Here is a 16429-nt window from a genome sequence, read left to right as displayed (position 1 = left end):
CTCACACAATCGATCTCTAAAGGACCATAGATGCAGACAAGTTTGGCCGTCAAGCGGCTTTCGTCGGGATTGTGTGAGATTTTTCAGCCGGATTTTGGAAATATGTACCGGACAAGTACTATTGTCCGGAGCATTGTCTTATGCTAGATGCGCCGGTAGCCAGAGCGTCAACACACCGAATCCGCCAATCCGCATGCTTCAGGACCTGCAACTCGCCTCGGATGAAGGCCCGGTCTACCGGCGCCTTGCCGACGCTATTGCCGAACGGATCACGGCTGGCACACTTGCTGTTGGAGACCGGCTGCCGCCGCAGCGCGAGATCGCCCGCGCACTGGGCATCAATGTCACCACGGTGACGCGCGCACTGTCGACGCTGCAGCAGCGCGGCCTGCTCGAAGCGCGGCCCGGACGCGGCACAACGGTCGCGGCCCGCAATGGCGGCGAAAGGCCAGGTTTCGTGTCGGCGCCGAGCGACGACACCGGCGTTATCGACCTCTCCGTCAACAGACCTGCGACCTCGGCCTATCTCGATGCGCTCGGGCTGCTGCTGCCGCGCCTGTCCAAGGACCGGCACTATGCCACGCTTCAGGACTATCATCCGCCGGAGGGGCCGCTTTGGGCGAGGACGGCAATCGCCGAGTGGATGCGCCCGGTGGCGGGGGAAGGCGATCCCGGCCGTGTGGTGCTGGCGGCGGGCGCCCAGCATGGGCTGGATTGCGTGCTTGGCGCGGTGACCAGGCAGGGCGAGGTCGTGCTCGCCGACGAAGTGACCTATCAGGGCATCAACGCGCTGTGCCGGGTGCATGGGCTCGACCTCAGAGGCGTCGCGATGGACCGTGGCGGCATGCGGGCCGACGCGTTCGACGCGGCCTGCGCGCAGCTCCGCCCACGCGCGGTCTTCCTGGTCCCGACCCTGCACAACCCGACGACCATCACGCTATCCGAAGAGCGCCGGCACGAGCTGATAGCTGTCGCCCGCCGCCACAACGTCCTCATCATCGAAGATGACGTCTACCGCCCCCTGGCAGACAATCCGCCGCCATCGCTTGCCAGCCTCGAGCCCGAACTGACGATCCATATCGGCGCCATGTCGAAATGCCTTGCCCCAGGACTGCGCCTCGGTTTTGTGATCGCGCCACGCGCCATAGCCGGCCAGGTCGCAGCGGCTTTGCGCATCAACTGCTGGAGCATCAGTCCTTTGACTGCACTGATCGGCGCGCGGCTGATAGAAGAGGGCTTGGCGGCGCGCATCATAGAAACGCAGAAGCAGGAGCTTCGCCAGCGCCAGGCCATCCTCACCGAAATCCTCGGCCGCTACGATGTCCAGAACCACCCCACTTCGACGCATGCCTGGCTGCGCCTTCCGGAGCCGTGGCGGGGCGCGGGTTTCGCTCGCACCTGCCTGGAACGTGGCGTTGCCGTGCTCCCGGGTGATGCCTTCGCGGTTGGGCGCGAGCCGGTACAGCACGGCGTGCGCATCAATGTCGGCGCCGCGCGCTCGCTCGACGATCTGCGCACGGCCCTGAACACCATGGCCGAATTGCTATCGGCCGGCCATCTGCAATTGCCTGGCTTCGTCTAGGATCTAATGATGGCAACGTCGGAAACGGTCGAAATCGCCATTGTCGGTGCCGGCGTTGTCGGACTTGCGACGGCACTCCGGGTCGCAGTTGAGGGTCGCGAAGTCCTGCTCATCGACCCCAATGAGCCGGGCTCCGGGGCCTCGTTCGGCAATGCCGGAACGATTGCCGAATATGCCTGTATGCCGGTGGGCAATCCGGCTGTGCTGCGCGCGCTGCCAAAGCTGCTTCTCGATCCCGAAAGCCCTTTTTCCTTGCGCTGGCCGGCGCTGTTGCAGCTTGCGCCATGGCTGGTTCAATTCGTGCGGCAGTCGCTTCCGGCGGCCACCCGAGCCAATGCGCTGGCGCTCGCCAGGCTTCTGGCTGAGGCCCTGCCGGCTTGGGTGGAGATGGCGAAGGAGGCTGACATGGCAGACCTGCTGCGCCGCAACGGCTGTCTCTACCTGTATCGTCGCGAGAGCGATTTCGCCAAGGCCGCCGGGGGCAGGGCGCTGCGCGCCGGGTTTGGCGTCCATCAAGAGGTTCTGACACCGGAAGAGGTCGCCGCGCTGGAGCCTGGCCTGCCCGCGACGGGGGCCAGCGGTCTATACTTCCCGGACTCGATGAATGTCACCGATCCCAAGACAGTGATGCGGCGGCTGCTCAATGCCGCGACCGTCCGCGGCGTGTCGGTGGCGCAGGCTGAGATAACCGGACTGCGGGTCGAGGCGGACGGTGTCAGGCTCAGCGGTTCCGGCTTTCGCATCAAGGCGAACACGGTTGTGATCGCCGCGGGCGCGCAATCGCGGGCATTGGCCATGCAGGCCGGCGACAGGATCCCGCTCGAAACTGAGCGCGGTTATCATCTCGAATTCCCGACCGAACCGCCTCTGCTCAATCGTCCGGTCTGTCCGGTCGATCTCGGCTTCTACATGACGCCGATGGCCGACCGGCTGCGCGTTGCCGGAACCGTCGAGCTCGGCGGGCTTGCAGCGCCGGCAAATCCACGCCGGCTGGCGCTGCTCGACCGCGGTGTCAGGCAGTTCTTTCCACAACTCGGCCGGCCGTCATCCGAGTGGCTCGGGTTCCGGCCGTCGCTGCCCGATTCCCGGCCGGTCATCGGTCGGTCGCGCGGCAGCTCCAGGGTGATCCATGCCTTCGGTCACGGCCACCTTGGCCTGACGCTCGCTCCGATCACTGCACGCCTGGTTGCAGAGCTGATCATTGGTCGCGGCGATCCAGCGCGTGTCGCGGCGTTTTCGGCTGATCGCTTCCGCGCCTGATCAATCGAACATTTCGCCTTCGGGTTGAGATCAGGAGTCTGTTTCCGATCAGGCCAGCGTAGGTGCAAAATCAAAGATCTAAGCCGTCCTTTGTGCGTCTAGAAGGACGCACCAGCTCTAGATCGGTCGCGCCGACCTGGGGCTAGATGCCTCCTGATTGCCCGCTTCTCCCATTGCAGAAGCCGCACCGGGACAATAGATGGTGCAGCAGCGGCTGCCCTATAGCCGGCCGCAAGCAACGGGATTATGCGCATGACCGATACGCTTGACGCAGCGAAACTGACCGACCGCGTCGCGGCCCTGGTCGAGGCCGCCAAACGGGCCGGCGCCGATGCCGCCGATGCGGTTGCGGTGCGCGGCCGTTCGACCGGCGTGTCGGTGCGGCTCGGCAAGGTCGAAGGCACAGAGGCGTCCGAGAGCGAGGACGTCTCGCTGCGCGTCTTCGTCGGCAAGCGGGTAGCGAGCGTTTCGGCAACGGCGGCATCCGACCCCAATATGCTGGCCGAGCGCGCCGTCGCCATGGCCAAGGTGTCGCCCGAGGATCCCTATCAGGGGCTCGCCGATCCGGTCCTGCTGGTCAAGAAGCCGCGCGACCTTGATCTGTTCGATGCCACAAAGGTATCGGCGGACCAGTTGAAGGAAGCAGCGCTTGCCGCCGAGGCGGCGGCGCTTGCCGTCAAAGGAGTCACCAATTCGGCCGGCAGCGGCGCCAGTGCCGGGCTGGGCGGCCTGGTGCTCGCCACCTCGCACGGCTTTGTCGGCCATTACGTCGCCTCGCGTTTTTCGCGCTCGACCAGCGTGATCGCCGGCGAGGGCACCGGCATGGAACGCGACTACGAATTCTCCTCGCGCCAGCATTTTTCCGATCTCGACGCGCCGGAAGACATCGGCCGCAAGGCCGGTGAGCGCGCCGTACGCCGCATTGGCGCGCGCAAGGCTGCGACCGGGCCGGTCGACGTGGTGTTCGATCCGCGCGTCGCGCGCGGCATTGCCGGCCATCTCGCCGGTGCCATCAATGGCGCCGCGGTGGCGCGCAAGACCAGCTTTCTGCGCGACATGATGGGCAAGAAGGTGGCCTCGGCCGCAATCACCGTCACCGACGAGCCGCTCCGGCGCCGTGGACAGGCCTCGCGCCCGTTCGACGGCGAAGGCGTCGAGGGCGAAAAACTGTTCATGGTCGACAAGGGCGTGCTCAACCACTGGTTCTTGTCGACCTCGGCGGCACGGGAACTCGGTCTCGTCACCAATGGGCGCGGCTCGCGCAGCGGCTCGTCGGTCTCGCCATCGTCGACCAATCTCGCCATCGAGCCCGGGGAAAATACGCCGGAAGAACTGATCAAGTCGCTCAAGACCGGCTTCTACGTCACCGAAGTGTTCGGCCAGGGCGTCGACATGGTGACGGGCGAGTATAGCCGCGGCGCGTCCGGCTTCTGGATCGAAAACGGCGAGCTGGCCTATCCCGTCGCCGAGGTGACCATCGCCTCCAATTTGAAGACCATGTTCCTCAACATGGTTCCGGCGAGTGATCTCGACCGCAATTTCGGCACTGCCGCGCCCACGCTTTTGATCGAAGGAATGACCCTTGCCGGAGCTTGAGCCGGCCGTCTCGGCCGGCGCTACTGAAGACCTGCAGCTGCTGCGCGACGCCGCCCGCGAGGCGGGGCTCATTGCCATGCAGTACTTCAACAACAATCCGCAAGTGTGGATGAAGGGCGGCACCTCGCCGGTCAGCGAAGCCGATCACGCCGCCGACAAATATCTGCGCGAGACCTTGCTGGCGGCCCGGCCGGACTATGGCTGGCTGTCGGAGGAAACCGTCGACGACCCGGTAAGGCTCGTCGCGCGCCGCACCTTCGTCGTCGATCCGATCGACGGCACGCGCGGCTTCCTCGAAGGTCTGCCGACATGGTGCGTCAGCGTCGCTGTGGTCGAGAACGGCCGCACGCTCGCCGGCGTGCTCGACTGCCCGGCGAAGGGCGAAATCTATTGGGCGCTGCCGGGCGAGGGCGCATTCCTGAATGGCAAGCGCATCAGCGTGCGTCCGCCGTCGGAAACGGCCGAAATCGCCGGACCGAAGCCGATGATCGACCTGCTGCCGGCGAAATGGCACAAGCGGCTGAAGCGAGTGCCTTATATTCCTTCGCTCGCCTACCGGCTGGCGATGATCGCCGGGGGCCAGCTCGATGCCACCTTCGTCAAGGCCAACGCGCATGACTGGGACATCGCCGCGGCCGATCTCATCCTGCGCGAGGCAGGCGGCGCCTTGCTCGATCGGCACGGCCGCGCGCCGCTCTATGCCGGCGAAGTGATCCGTCACGGACCGCTCGCCGCCGGCAGCGGCGAACTTCTCGCCGTGCTCGCCGGCGTCATCGCCGGGCTGGACAATTGACGACTATCAATAGTTCCAAAGTCGGCGGCTTTGGTCTAGACCTGTCCCAAACTCACGATATGTGAAGGATCGACATGGCCGCTGAAGACGGAAAGAAACAGCTTTTGCACCTGGTGTTCGGCGGCGAACTCAAGAAGCTGGGCGGCACCGAATTCCGCGATCTCGACGCGCTCGATATTGTCGGCGTCTATCCGGACTATCAATCGGCGCACGCTGTCTGGAAGGCCAAGGCGCAAGCCAGCGTCGACAATGCCCATATGCGTTACTTCGTCGTTCACCTGCACCGCCTGCTCGATCCCGAAAACAAGGCTGCCGGTTGACATCGATGAACCATGAAGCGGTCAAGCGATCAGCCCCGCGGTCGGCGGTCAGACGTCGCAAGCCGAAGACGTTCTGGCGCAAGATCCGCGAACCGCTGGCGCAGTCGCGATTCGTCAAGAATGCGCTTGCCGCCCTGTTTGCGTATTTCGTCCGCCTTGTCCGCTTGACCAACCGCATGGTCGACGGATCGGCCAAGTTTTCCGGCGGCGCCTATGCGCAGTTCGAGCCTGGCATCATCGCGCTCTGGCACGGCCAGCACCTGCTGACCCCGGCCTATTATCCCAAGGGACGGCCGCTGGTTGCCATGGTGTCGCGCAGCGCCGATGCCGAGCTCAACGCGCTGATGGTCGAGAAATTCGGCATCGAGGCGGTGCGCGGCTCTGGTGGGCGCGAAAGCGCAAGGCATCTCGACAAGGGCGGCGCCAAGGCGCTCATCGCCCTCAAAAAGTCGCTCGCCACCGGCAAGAATGTCGCCATGATAGCTGATATTCCCCACGGCACGCCGCGCGATGCGGGGCTCGGCGTCGTCCTCCTGGCGCGGCTGTCCGGCCGGCCGATCCTGCCTGCCGCAATAGCCACCAGCCGCCGCAAGGTGATCGAGGGCAGCTGGGACAAGACGACGATCAACTTGCCTTTCGGCCGCTCCTCGATTGTCGTCGGCACGCCTGTCTTCGTGCCGGCCAACGCAGACGCCGCGGAAATGGAACGCAAGCGCCAGGAGGTCACGGCCTCGCTCAATGCCGCGACCGCCGAGGCCTATCGCCTTGTGGACGGTTCGAAATGAGTATGCGCTGGGCGCGCGCCTTCCTGACGGCATACCGCTTCGCCGGGGCCGCCGCTTACCCGCTGGTCGGACCTTATGTCGCCTGGCGCACATCCAGAGGCAAGGAGGATCGCATTCGCCGGCGTGAACGCTACGGCGTCGCCGGACGCGAGCGCCCCGAAGGCCCGGTGATCTGGATCCATGCAGCCAGCGTCGGCGAGACCATCGCCGTCGTGCCGCTGGTCGAGAGCATTCTCGATTACGGCGTCAACGTCGTGCTGACGACGGGCACCGTCACCTCGGCGCAGGTCGCCGAAGAACGGCTGGGCGACCGCATCATCCACCAATATGTGCCGCTCGACCTCAAGCCGGCGGTCAGCCGCTTCCTCGACCATTGGCAGCCGGACCTGGCGATCATCGCCGAATCGGAGATCTGGCCGATGACCATCCTGGAACTCGGCGCCCGCCGCGTGCCGCAGGTTCTGGTCAACGGCAGGCTGTCCGACCGCTCCTTCAAATCCTGGAAGAAGCGCGCCAACATTGCCGAAGCATTGTTCGAAAATCTTGCCCATGTCGTCGCCCAGTCGGACCTCGATGGCGAGCGCTTCCTTTCGCTCGGCGCCCGGCCGGTCACCGTGTCCGGCAATCTCAAGGTCGACACCGCGCCGCCGCCGGTCGACGAACGGGCACTGGCGGCGCTGAAACGCCAGATCGGCGGCCGCCCGACCTGGGCGGCGATCTCGACCCATGACGGCGAAGAGGCGGTTGCCGCCGAAGTTCACGCCATGCTGCACAAGCGCCACCACGGGCTTTTGACCATCATCGTGCCGCGCCATCCCGATCGCGCCGGGCAGCTGGCCGCCCAGATTTCCGGAATGGGCCTGAAGCTGGCGCAGCGCAGCAAGGGCGACAGGATCACCGCCGATACCGATATTCTGCTCGGCGACACGATCGGCGAGATGGGGCTTTATCTGAGGCTGACGGAAATCGCCTTTGTCGGCCGTTCGCTGACTTCCGAGGGCGGCCAGAACCCGCTGGAACCGGCCATGCTGGAGACAGCGGTGCTTGCCGGCCGCAACGTCCAGAATTTTCGCGAGGCCTATCAGCGTCTGCTCGACAGTGGCGGCGCCAAGCTGGTGCGCGACCGCGATATGCTGGCCGGCGCCGTCAATTTCCTTTTGACCAACGAGGCGGCTCGTCACGAAATGATGGCGGCGGGTGCGGCGACCGTCGACGAGATGCGCGGTGCGCTGGCACATACGCTCAGGTCGCTCGAGCCCTATATCCAGCCGCTGGTCGTCAAGTCGCGCCTGAAGGGCGCGAACGGGCGCTGACGTGACCTCGGAAGCGCCGCCCTTCTGGTGGGAAGAGCCGGACTGGCGGGTCGCGGCGCTGTCGCCGCTCTCCGCCGTCTATGCGCTTGTCGCCGGTCGCCGCTTGCGGCACGCGCCGCGCGAAAAAGTCGAGGCGCCGGTGCTCTGCGTCGGTAACTTCACCGTCGGCGGCACCGGCAAGACGCCGGTGGCGATCGCATTGGCCGAGCAGGCCAGGCGCATGCAGCTCAATCCCGGTTTCCTGTCGCGCGGCCATGGCGGCTCCTTCGCGCAGCCACATATCGTCGATCCGCACCACGACGCCGCCAAGCATGTCGGCGACGAGCCGCTGCTTCTGGCCGAACACGCGCCGGTCGCGGTGACGCCGAACCGGGCCGCCGGCGCCAGGCTTCTGCTGGAGAAGCTCGGCTGCGATTTCCTGATCATGGATGATGGTTTTCAGAGCGCGCGCATCCACATCGACTATGCGCTGGTCGTCGTCGACGCGCGCCATGGCATCGGCAATGGCCGCGTCATCCCCGGCGGGCCGCTGCGGGCAAACATCGTCGACCAATTGGTCTTCACCAGCGCCTTGCTGAAGATGGGCGAGGGCACCGCGGCCGATACGGTCGTGCGCCAGGCAGCGCGCGCCGGCAGGCCGATCTTCGAGGCGCACACTGCCCCGAGCAGCAACGTGACGCTGGCCGGCAGGCGGTTCCTGGCATTCGCCGGCATCGGCCATCCCGACAAGTTTTTCGACACGGTAACCGAGGCCGGCGGCGAGCTTGCGCTGACCCGACCATTTCCTGACCATCATTTCTACAGTGCGGACGAGCTTGCCGAATTGGCGGCGACCGCACGTAAAGCCGGGCTTGGCCTCATTACCACCGCCAAGGACGCTGCCCGCCTGCGTCACGGCGCAGCACCGCCGGAATTCCTCGACCGGCTCGACGTGCTGGAGATCGACACCGTCTTCGAGCTCGACCATGTGCCGCAACGCATCATCGACGAGACGCTGGATGCCTGGCGGCAGCGCCGGCTCAAAGGCTGACCGGCAGCTCGAGCACCGAGGCGATGCGGGACCGGAATTTGCAGCTTTCCGCCGGTCGAGCGTATTTTGTTCTTGCTTTGTGCCGGCAGCTATGCTATTAATTTAAATATGGTGATCATTCGCCGACGACCCGCCCTCGAGGCGGGTTTTTTATTTCAGGATAATCTCTAAGGTTTCGGTGTTGCCGGCCTGACGCCGCGGCAGAGGCAGGCGCGAAGCGTCGCAACGGGGCGGCTTCCATTTGCGTCGGACTAGCGTCGGCGGCGCAGTTCCGGATGCGCTTCGATCTCGCGACGCAGCGAGGCGGCGGCATTCACATAGGGTTCCTGCCTGGCGACACTCCAGTATTTAAGCTCGTCGAGCGGGATGCTCTCGCCGGTCACCGCACAGCGCACGAAGGCGCCGGGGCTGGTCACCTGGAAGTCGCCATCGAGATAGCGGATGCGGGCTTCCTTGCCGCCGGGGCCTTCGAAACGGTTCATCATGGGGTGGTGCCGAAATTCATGACGATGTCATCGCCACAAATTGCGGCGAGGTCAAGCTTGGTTGGCCTTGCCTGGTTCTGTTTCTGGTGACACTTGCTCGAACAAGCCGGCAAAGCGGATGCCAATGCATGTCGCGCAAAAGTGTGCAGCGGTTTTTGCGATAACGACATGCATAAACACAAGAACCTGAAGCGCGTCGCATGAGGCCGGTCGAACGCGACGCGCTTCAGGCATCTCATTCTTCGGCGATGATAAACTCTTCGATCTTCTCCGCTGCCAGCCCGGCCTGGACTGCGATGCGCCGGGCGAGTTCGGCGGCGGCGGCGCGCGGGCGCCCCAGCGGCCGGTCGAGCCAGTAGGATATCGGGCTGAGCGCGCTGCGTTCGTCTACGGCGACGATGCGGCCCGACTTCAATTGGTCCACCGTCAACGGCGGACGTGCCAGCGCAATGCCGAGCCCGTGCGCGGCGGCGTCGAGCACAAGGTTGTAATCCTCGAAACGGCGGTCGTGCGGCCGCGGCCGATAGTCCATCTCCTGCGCCGCAAACCAGGCGCGCCACGCCGAAGCGTCGGAATCGTTGATCACCGGAAATTCGAGCAGCCGGGCCGGATCGCCGCGGCCGATTTCCCTGGCCAATTCCGGTGAGGCGACCGGGAACACATATTCTTCGAAAAGCTGCACCGAGATCCGGCCCGGAATGCGACCGCGCCCGCAGCGGATCGACAGGTCGATGCCCTCGTCGGCAAGATCGCCCTGGCGGATGTCGACATCGAGCACGATACGCAGCTTGGACGGGTGGTTCTCCAGCGCCGCCATGCGCGGCATCAACCACAGCCCGCTGACCGAAGGGATCGAGGTCAGCCGCACCACCGCCGTGCCGCGCGGCTCGACCCAGCGATCCGAATTGCTGGCGATCAGGGCGAAGGCTTCCGTGGTGCGCAGATGCAGGCGGTTGCCCTCGAGGGTCAGCGAGACGCCGCGCGCGCCGCGATCGAAGACTTTTAGCCCGAGCCAGCCCTCGAGCTTGGCGATCTGCCGGCTGACGGCGCCATGGGTGATGTTGAGCTTCTCGGCCGCCGCCGAAAAGCTGCCGGTGCGTGCCGCGGCGTCGAAGGCGCGCAGCGTTTCAAGCGGCAGCATCGAGTCTGAGCTGTGATCCATAGTCACAGGTGATCCTCGATTTGTTCGTTTGTCAACCGGCCCACAATAGCGTTTCTCTACTTCGTGGCATTGGATCGCGAGGACACCGAGATGAGCGCTTACACCGGCACGTTGAATACGACACAGCGCATGGATGCCACGGCGGCCATCGCGGTGGCGCTGACGGTGATCGGCTGGGCCTCCGCCTTTCCGGCGATCCGCGCCGGCCTTGCCGCCTTCGGGCCGCTGGAACTCGGCGCGCTGCGCTTTGCCATCGCCGCGGTTCCGGCGGCGATCTTCCTCGCGGTCAAGTGGCCGGCGCTGCCCAGGCTCGACGAACTCTGGCGCTTTGTCTTCGGTGGTGCCGTGTTCGTCGCGCTCTACACGGTGATGCTCAATTTCGGCGAACTGACCGTTTCGGCCGGCGCGGCGGGCTTCATCATCAATGTCAGCCCGATCTTCACCGCCATCATGGCCATGGCGCTGCTTGGCGAACGCTTCTCAGGCCTGGCCTGGGCCGGCACATTCCTGTCCTTCGCCGGCATCGGGATCATCGCCATGGGCGAGGGGCAAGGGCTGCATTTCAACAATGGTGCGCTGCTTGTCCTCGGCTCGGCGCTGTGCTCGGCCGTCAACACCATCGTCCAGAAGCCGCTGTTTGGTCGCCACCACCCGCTGACCATCTCGGCCTCGAACATGGTGCTTGGCGCGCTCTGCCTGTCGCCGTTCCTGCCGAACGGTCTGGCGCAGGCGGCGGTCGCCGATACCGCCGGGCTCGGCGCGGTCATCTTTCTCGGCATCGTGCCCAGCCTGATCGCCTATGCCGCGTGGGCAACAGCGCTTTCCCGGCTGCCCGCCGCACGCGCCTCGAACTTCCTCTATCTGGTGTCGCCGGTGGCGACGCTGATCGGCTTCTTCTGGCTGGGCGAGGTGCCGACGCTGCTCGGCATCATCGGCGGCGCACTGGCGCTCGGCGGTGTCATCGTGGTGAATTTGAAGAGGTGAATCAGCGGGTACGAAGGCTTGCGTGAATCAAAAAAGCCGTATCGAACGGCTCTTTTTGATTTCCCCTCTCCGGTTTGCTTCGCAAACCACCTCTCCCCACCTTGTGGGGCGAGGAACCCAAGGTTTCCGAGGTTGCGGCCTTTGGCGATTGGCGTTTCCTCGCCCCCACTAAAGTGGGGGAGAGGTGGCCGCGGAGCGGCCGGAGAGGGGCTGCGCCAGCGGACGTCGTAAGCCGCAGGCCCTACCGCCGCCGGAACAATCTCTCAATATCCGCCAGCTTGAGCTCGATGTAGGTCGGGCGGCCATGGTTGCAGGTGCCGGAGCCGGGCGTCGCCTCCATCTGGCGCAGCAGCGCGTTCATCTCTTCGGCCTTGAGCAGGCGGCCGGAACGCACCGAGCCGTGGCAGGCCATGGTCGCGGCTATTTTGTCCAGCCGCTCCTTCAGCGTGTCGACCGTGTCGTTGTCGGCGATCTCGTCGGCGAGGTCCCGCACCAGCTGCTGGACGTTGGTCTCGCCGAGCATCGACGGCGTCTCGCGCACCGCGACGGCACCGGGGCCGAAGCGCTCGATACCGAGGCCGAAGCGGGCCAGCGTCTCGGAGTGCATGGCGAGCCGTTCGGCGTCTTCCTCCGGCAGATCGACGATCTCGGGCAGCAGCAGCATCTGCGACGGCACCGCGCGTGAGTGGAGGGCGTTCTTCAAGGCCTCGTAGACCAGCCGCTCATGCGCCGCGTGCTGGTCGACGATGACAAGCGAATCCCTGGTCTGGGCAACGATATAGTTCTCGTGCACTTGCGCGCGCGCGGCGCCCAGCGCCGTACCGAGCAGCGTCTCCGCCGCTTCGTTTTGCCCGGCGCGCGCGTCGGCACTGTGCAGCGGTCCGGCGTCGAAGGCCGTCTGCTCGTCCTCGCCGAGCCCGCCATTTGCAGAGCCCATATCGAGCGGCCGCTGCGGCGAACGGGCCGGATCGAAACCCGCAAAGCCGGAGGCCCGATAGGTGGCCTCGTAGCTACGATGGCCGTTGGCCGGGCCGCCATGCGCATAGGATGCGGCGCCTGGCCGGAACGCTGCCATCATGCCGGCGGCCCCTGTGGTGGCGGCGCGGATGCCGGCATTGGCCAGCGCTTCGCGGATGGCGCCGACGATCAGCCCGCGCACCAGCCCCGGGTCTCGGAAGCGCACGTCTGCCTTGGCCGGGTGGACGTTGACGTCGACGATCGCCGAATCGAGCGTCAGGAACAGCACGGTGACGGCATGGCGGTCGCGCGGCAGCACGTCGGCGAAGGCGCCGCGAATGGCGCCGGCGATCAGTTTGTCACGCACCGGGCGGCCGTTGACATAAGCGTATTGCTGCAGCGCGTTGGCGCGGGTGAAGGAGGGGACCGAGACATGGCCGGCGAGACGCACGCCGTCCCGCACCGCGTCGATGGCAATCGCATTGTCGGGAAAGTCGGCGCCCATCACCTGTGCCACCCGACGCAGCCGGCCTTCCGGGCTGTCGTAGGTCGCCGGCAATTCCAGCGTCGAGCGGTCCGGGCCGGCAAGGGTGAAGCGCACGGCGGGGAAGGCAATGGCGATGCGCTTGACCACGTCGCCTATGGCCGAGCTTTCGGCGCGCTCGCCCTTCATGAATTTGAGCCGCGCCGGCGTGGCGAAGAACAGGTCGCGCACCTCGACCGTGGTGCCGCGATTGGCCGCCGCCGGCCTGACGGCGGAGACGCGGCCGCCGTCGATGCCGATCTCGGCGGCGTTTTCACTGGACGCGGTGCGCGAGCGGATCGACAGCCGCGCCACCGAGCCGATCGACGGCAAAGCCTCGCCGCGGAAGCCAAGCGAGCGAATGTCGTGAATGTTGTCGGCGAGCTTGGAGGTGCAATGGCGCGCGATCGCCAGCGCCAGTTCCTTTTCCGGAATGCCCGAGCCGTCGTCGCTGACGCGGATCAGGTTCAGCCCGCCGCCGGCGGTGACGATCTCTACGCGCGTCGCGCCGGCGTCGAGTGCATTCTCGACCAGTTCCTTGACCACGCTTGCCGGACGCTCGATGACTTCGCCGGCGGCGATCTGGTTGATCATCGTTTCGGAAAGCTGGCGGATGGGCATGGGGCACTATAGGCGGATTCGTGGTCGATGCGGGAGGGCGGAATTGAGGAAATCCACGCAGCTGACCGCGGCCGTGCACTTCAACTCATGAGCTTGGGCAGCGCTGCCGCCAAAGCATCGACGGCAAGGCGGACTTTCATCGGCAGATGAGGCGTCTGCAACCACAGGGCATGAACGTCGTAGAGAAACCGGGATTGTTCCGGCAATAGCGGGACAAGCATGCCCGCCTGGATGCGCTGGCGAACCAGCCAGTAGGGCAGCCAGGCGAGCCCCATGCCGGCGGCCGCGGCATCGGCGATGGCATCGAGGTCGTCGAGCCGCAATCTGCTGACTGGCCTGACCTCAATCGCGGGGTCGCCGTTGCGCGGAAATAGCCACGGCTGAACGGCACGCCCGGACCGGCGGTAGATGATCGCATGATGGCTGCCGAGGTCATCTATTTCCTGTGGCTCGCCGTGCCTGTCGAGATAGGACGGCGACGCGCAGACGACCATGTGCTGGCGCGCGATACGACGCGCTATCACCCCGGCCTGGTCCTCCAGGTCGCCCGTTCGGATGGCAAGGTCGCAGCCGTCCTCTGCGAGGTCGGCGATGGCGTCGCTGAACGACAGGTCAAGTTCCAGCGCCGGATATTGCTGTGCAAGCCCGAACAGGATCGGGGCAACGCAGCGCCGGCCGAAATGCACCGGCATGAGCACGCGCAGCTTTCCGCGCGGTTCGGCAAGCTGGTCGGCGGCAAGCGCATCCGCAGCCTCCGCTTCGGCAAGCACCAGCCGGCAGCGCTCATAATAGGCCCGCCCGAAATCGGTCAGGCTTTGGCGGCGCGTGGTCCGGTTGATGAGGCGCACGCCCAGGCGCTCCTCGAGAAACCGGACATGCTTGCCGATCATCGGCCCGGACAGATCAAGAGCCGCCGCCGCGGCCGCGAACGAGCCAAGGTCGACGGCTTTGACGAACACGGCCATGCTGGTAAGGCGATCCATATTCAAAACTGTCAGTTTCTATTGCTCTACTCAAGCAGCTATTTATCTGCCTGATCGCCGCTGGCATAGCACATTCAGTTCAAATCTTTTGGAGTTATGACCGATGGCGCGTGTCGTTCGTTTTTATGAGCTTGGTGGTCCCGAGGTTCTGCGCATCGAGAATGTTGAAATGCCTGCGCCTGGGCGGGGCGAGGTCCAGATCCGTGTTAAGGCGTTGGGTATAAACCGGGCCGAGGCGCTGCTGCGTTCGGGGACCTACATCCAGACCGCGCCGTTGCCTTCCGGTCTTGGGCTCGAGGCGGCAGGTATCGTCGAGATGGTCGGTGAAGGCGTGGATGGGTTTGCGCGGGGCGATGCCGTCAGCATCGTTCCGCCATTGTCGATGGCCCGCTGGCCTGCCTATGGTGAGATTGCCACGTATCCCGCCGAGCTCGTCGTCAAGCACCCAGCATCGCTGAGTTGGGAAGAAGCCGCCGCCGCGTGGATGCAATATCTCACGGCCTACGGCGCGCTGATCGACATTGCCAAACTTGGCAGGCAGGACTTTGTCGTCATCACCGCGGCCTCGAGCAGCGTCGGACTTGCGGCGATCCAGATCGTCAACCTGGTTGGCGCGACCCCAATCGCGGTCACACGGACATTTGCCAAGAAGCGGGCTTTGCTTGAGTTCGGCGCGGCCCATGTCATCGCCTCGGCAGAGGAGGATCTGGCAGCCAGGCTGAAGGAAATCGCCGGCCCGGACGGCGTGCGCGTGGTGTTCGACGCCGTCGGCGGGCCGATCTTCGAGCCTCTGACGGCAGCGACGTCGCCGGGTGGCATTCTCATCGAATATGGCGGCTTGAGCCTCGACCCGACACCTTTTCCGCTACCTGCAGTGCTGGCCAAGACACTGACGCTGCGCGGCTATCTCGTCCACGAGATCGTGCGCGATCCGGCCCGGCTGCAGGCCGCCAAGACATTCATCCTTGACGGGCTGATCACCGGCTCGCTGAAGCCGGCAATCGCCAGAACCTTTCCGTTCGACCAGATCGTCGAGGCGCACCGTTATCTCGAGTCCAACGAACAATTCGGCAAGATCGTCGTGACGGTGTGACTGGGCATTTATCGGCCTCACGCCTGCGCCGCCAGCCAGTCCCGTACCTTGCGGGCGTTGTCGCTGAGCTCGCGGTTCCTCGACCAGATGACATGAAAGCCCTTGCCGGTCGTCATCGTGTGGCCGGTGACGCGCACCAGCAGCCCTGATGCCAGCAGCCGCTCGGCGAGGTGACCCCAGCCGAGCGCGATGCCTTGCCCTTCCATCACTGCCTGGATCACCAGCGCATAGTCGTTGATACGCAAGCCACGCCCGGCATCGGCGATGTCGACACCGGCCGAGGCGAACCACTCGTCCCAGCTGGCGGCCTCGCGAAACGGCTCTTCGAGATGAATGAGGCGGTGCGATGGAAGGTCCGCGACGCTCTCCGGCAGCCCGAACCGGGCCACATAACTAACGCCGGCGACGGGGAATATCACTTCATCGGCCAGCGGCAGCGAATGATAATCCGGCCATTCCCTGGGCTCGCCGCCGCGGACACCGAGCGGGATATCCTCGGCGATGATGTCGAGATCGCGGTCGGCGGTCTGGATGCGCAGGTCGATGCCCGGCAATTCGTCGCGAAACTGCTGCAGGCGCGGCATCATCCAGAACGAGGCGAAGGCCGTCGAGGCGGCGAGCGTCACATGAGCGCCGACGGCGATCTGGCGCAGATCCTCCGCCGACTTGCGGATGTGCGACAGGCCGAGCGAGACGTCAGCATGAAAGCGGTCGCCGGCTTCGGTAAGGCTGACTTGCCGATGGCGGCGCTGGAAGAGTTTCGCGCCGAGCTGCTGTTCGAGCCCACGGATCGCATAGGAGACGGCAGCCTGCGTCATGCCGAGCTCGCGCCCGGCGGCGGTAAAGCTCGACAGCCGCCCGGCGGCCTCGAAGACGATCAGGCTGCCGGCCGACGGCAGCAGGTGGCGTAAGTTTCGCATAAGCTGAGCTTATACAAGAGAT

At 65.4% G+C, this 16429-nt stretch carries 15 protein-coding genes; 10 read left to right on the top strand and 5 right to left on the bottom strand.

Annotated features, from left to right (window positions below):
* Positions 1–193 precede the first annotated feature (193 nt).
* The 8 genes from NKH13_RS05695 (at position 194) to lpxK (ending at position 8679) form a co-directional block, all read left to right on the top strand.
* Positions 194–1582 (top strand): aminotransferase-like domain-containing protein, encoded by a 1389-nt coding sequence (locus NKH13_RS05695; RefSeq protein WP_352911126.1) that lies wholly within the window; start codon positions 194–196, stop codon positions 1580–1582.
* A gap of 9 nt (positions 1583–1591) precedes the next feature.
* The gene (locus NKH13_RS05690) at positions 1592–2842 is read left to right on the top strand and encodes an NAD(P)/FAD-dependent oxidoreductase (RefSeq protein ID WP_352911124.1); all 1251 of its coding nucleotides are present in this window, start codon (positions 1592–1594) and stop codon (positions 2840–2842) included.
* Between the two features lie 252 nt (positions 2843–3094).
* The gene (locus NKH13_RS05685) at positions 3095–4438 is read left to right on the top strand and encodes a TldD/PmbA family protein (protein WP_352911121.1); all 1344 of its coding nucleotides are present in this window, start codon (positions 3095–3097) and stop codon (positions 4436–4438) included.
* On the top strand, positions 4425–5231 hold the full coding sequence (locus tag NKH13_RS05680) for a 3'(2'),5'-bisphosphate nucleotidase CysQ (RefSeq protein WP_352911118.1): 807 nt from the start codon (positions 4425–4427) through the stop codon (positions 5229–5231). Before NKH13_RS05685 ends, NKH13_RS05680 begins: the two co-directional genes overlap by 14 nt.
* A gap of 74 nt (positions 5232–5305) precedes the next feature.
* Positions 5306–5551 (top strand): DUF4170 domain-containing protein, encoded by a 246-nt coding sequence (locus NKH13_RS05675; protein WP_352911116.1) that lies wholly within the window; start codon positions 5306–5308, stop codon positions 5549–5551.
* Positions 5552–5556: 5 nt separating this feature from the next.
* Positions 5557–6336 (top strand): lysophospholipid acyltransferase family protein, encoded by a 780-nt coding sequence (locus tag NKH13_RS05670; protein ID WP_352911113.1) that lies wholly within the window; start codon positions 5557–5559, stop codon positions 6334–6336.
* Positions 6333–7649 (top strand): lipid IV(A) 3-deoxy-D-manno-octulosonic acid transferase, encoded by a 1317-nt coding sequence (waaA, locus tag NKH13_RS05665; protein WP_352714994.1) that lies wholly within the window; start codon positions 6333–6335, stop codon positions 7647–7649. Before NKH13_RS05670 ends, waaA begins: the two co-directional genes overlap by 4 nt.
* A 1-nt stretch (position 7650) precedes the next feature.
* Positions 7651–8679, top strand: a complete 1029-nt coding sequence (gene lpxK, locus NKH13_RS05660; RefSeq protein WP_352911110.1) for a tetraacyldisaccharide 4'-kinase — start codon at positions 7651–7653, stop codon at positions 8677–8679.
* Positions 8680–8930: 251 nt separating this feature from the next.
* Here lpxK and NKH13_RS05655 read toward each other — a convergent pair whose 3' ends face one another.
* Both NKH13_RS05655 and NKH13_RS05650 read right to left on the bottom strand, forming a co-directional pair.
* Positions 8931–9164: a DUF2093 domain-containing protein gene (locus NKH13_RS05655; protein WP_031211156.1), complete on the bottom strand. Its 234-nt coding sequence runs from the start codon at positions 9162–9164 to the stop codon at positions 8931–8933.
* A 235-nt stretch (positions 9165–9399) separates the two neighbouring features.
* Complete coding sequence (locus NKH13_RS05650) at positions 9400–10326, bottom strand: LysR family transcriptional regulator (protein ID WP_352911107.1); 927 nt, start codon at positions 10324–10326, stop codon at positions 9400–9402.
* 90 nt (positions 10327–10416) lie between these two features.
* Between NKH13_RS05650 and NKH13_RS05645 the strand changes: the two genes are divergently transcribed.
* Positions 10417–11310, top strand: a complete 894-nt coding sequence (locus tag NKH13_RS05645) for a DMT family transporter (protein WP_352911105.1) — start codon at positions 10417–10419, stop codon at positions 11308–11310.
* 241 nt (positions 11311–11551) lie between these two features.
* Here NKH13_RS05645 and mutL read toward each other — a convergent pair whose 3' ends face one another.
* Together mutL and NKH13_RS05635 are read right to left on the bottom strand one after the other, a co-directional pair.
* The gene (mutL, locus tag NKH13_RS05640) at positions 11552–13411 is read right to left on the bottom strand and encodes a DNA mismatch repair endonuclease MutL (protein ID WP_352911102.1); all 1860 of its coding nucleotides are present in this window, start codon (positions 13409–13411) and stop codon (positions 11552–11554) included.
* Between the two features lie 80 nt (positions 13412–13491).
* Positions 13492–14394 (bottom strand): LysR family transcriptional regulator, encoded by a 903-nt coding sequence (locus tag NKH13_RS05635; RefSeq protein WP_352911100.1) that lies wholly within the window; start codon positions 14392–14394, stop codon positions 13492–13494.
* 103 nt (positions 14395–14497) lie between these two features.
* On the opposite strand from NKH13_RS05635, the gene NKH13_RS05630 reads away from it, so the two are divergent.
* Entirely contained in the window at positions 14498–15487 is a 990-nt protein-coding gene (locus NKH13_RS05630) for a zinc-dependent alcohol dehydrogenase family protein (RefSeq protein WP_352911097.1), read from the top strand.
* Positions 15488–15504: 17 nt separating this feature from the next.
* On the opposite strand, the gene NKH13_RS05625 is transcribed toward NKH13_RS05630, so the two are convergent.
* A complete protein-coding gene (locus NKH13_RS05625) occupies positions 15505–16407 on the bottom strand; it encodes a LysR substrate-binding domain-containing protein (protein WP_352911095.1) in 903 nt (300 codons plus the stop codon).
* Between the last annotated feature and the right edge of the window lie 22 nt (positions 16408–16429).

The organism is Mesorhizobium sp. M1348, from assembly GCF_040317925.1.
In the GTDB taxonomy this organism is placed as follows: Bacteria; Pseudomonadota; Alphaproteobacteria; order Rhizobiales; family Rhizobiaceae; genus Mesorhizobium.
Note: the sequence above shows the minus strand (reverse complement) of the source record. Positions and strands in the feature narration are given on the sequence as shown.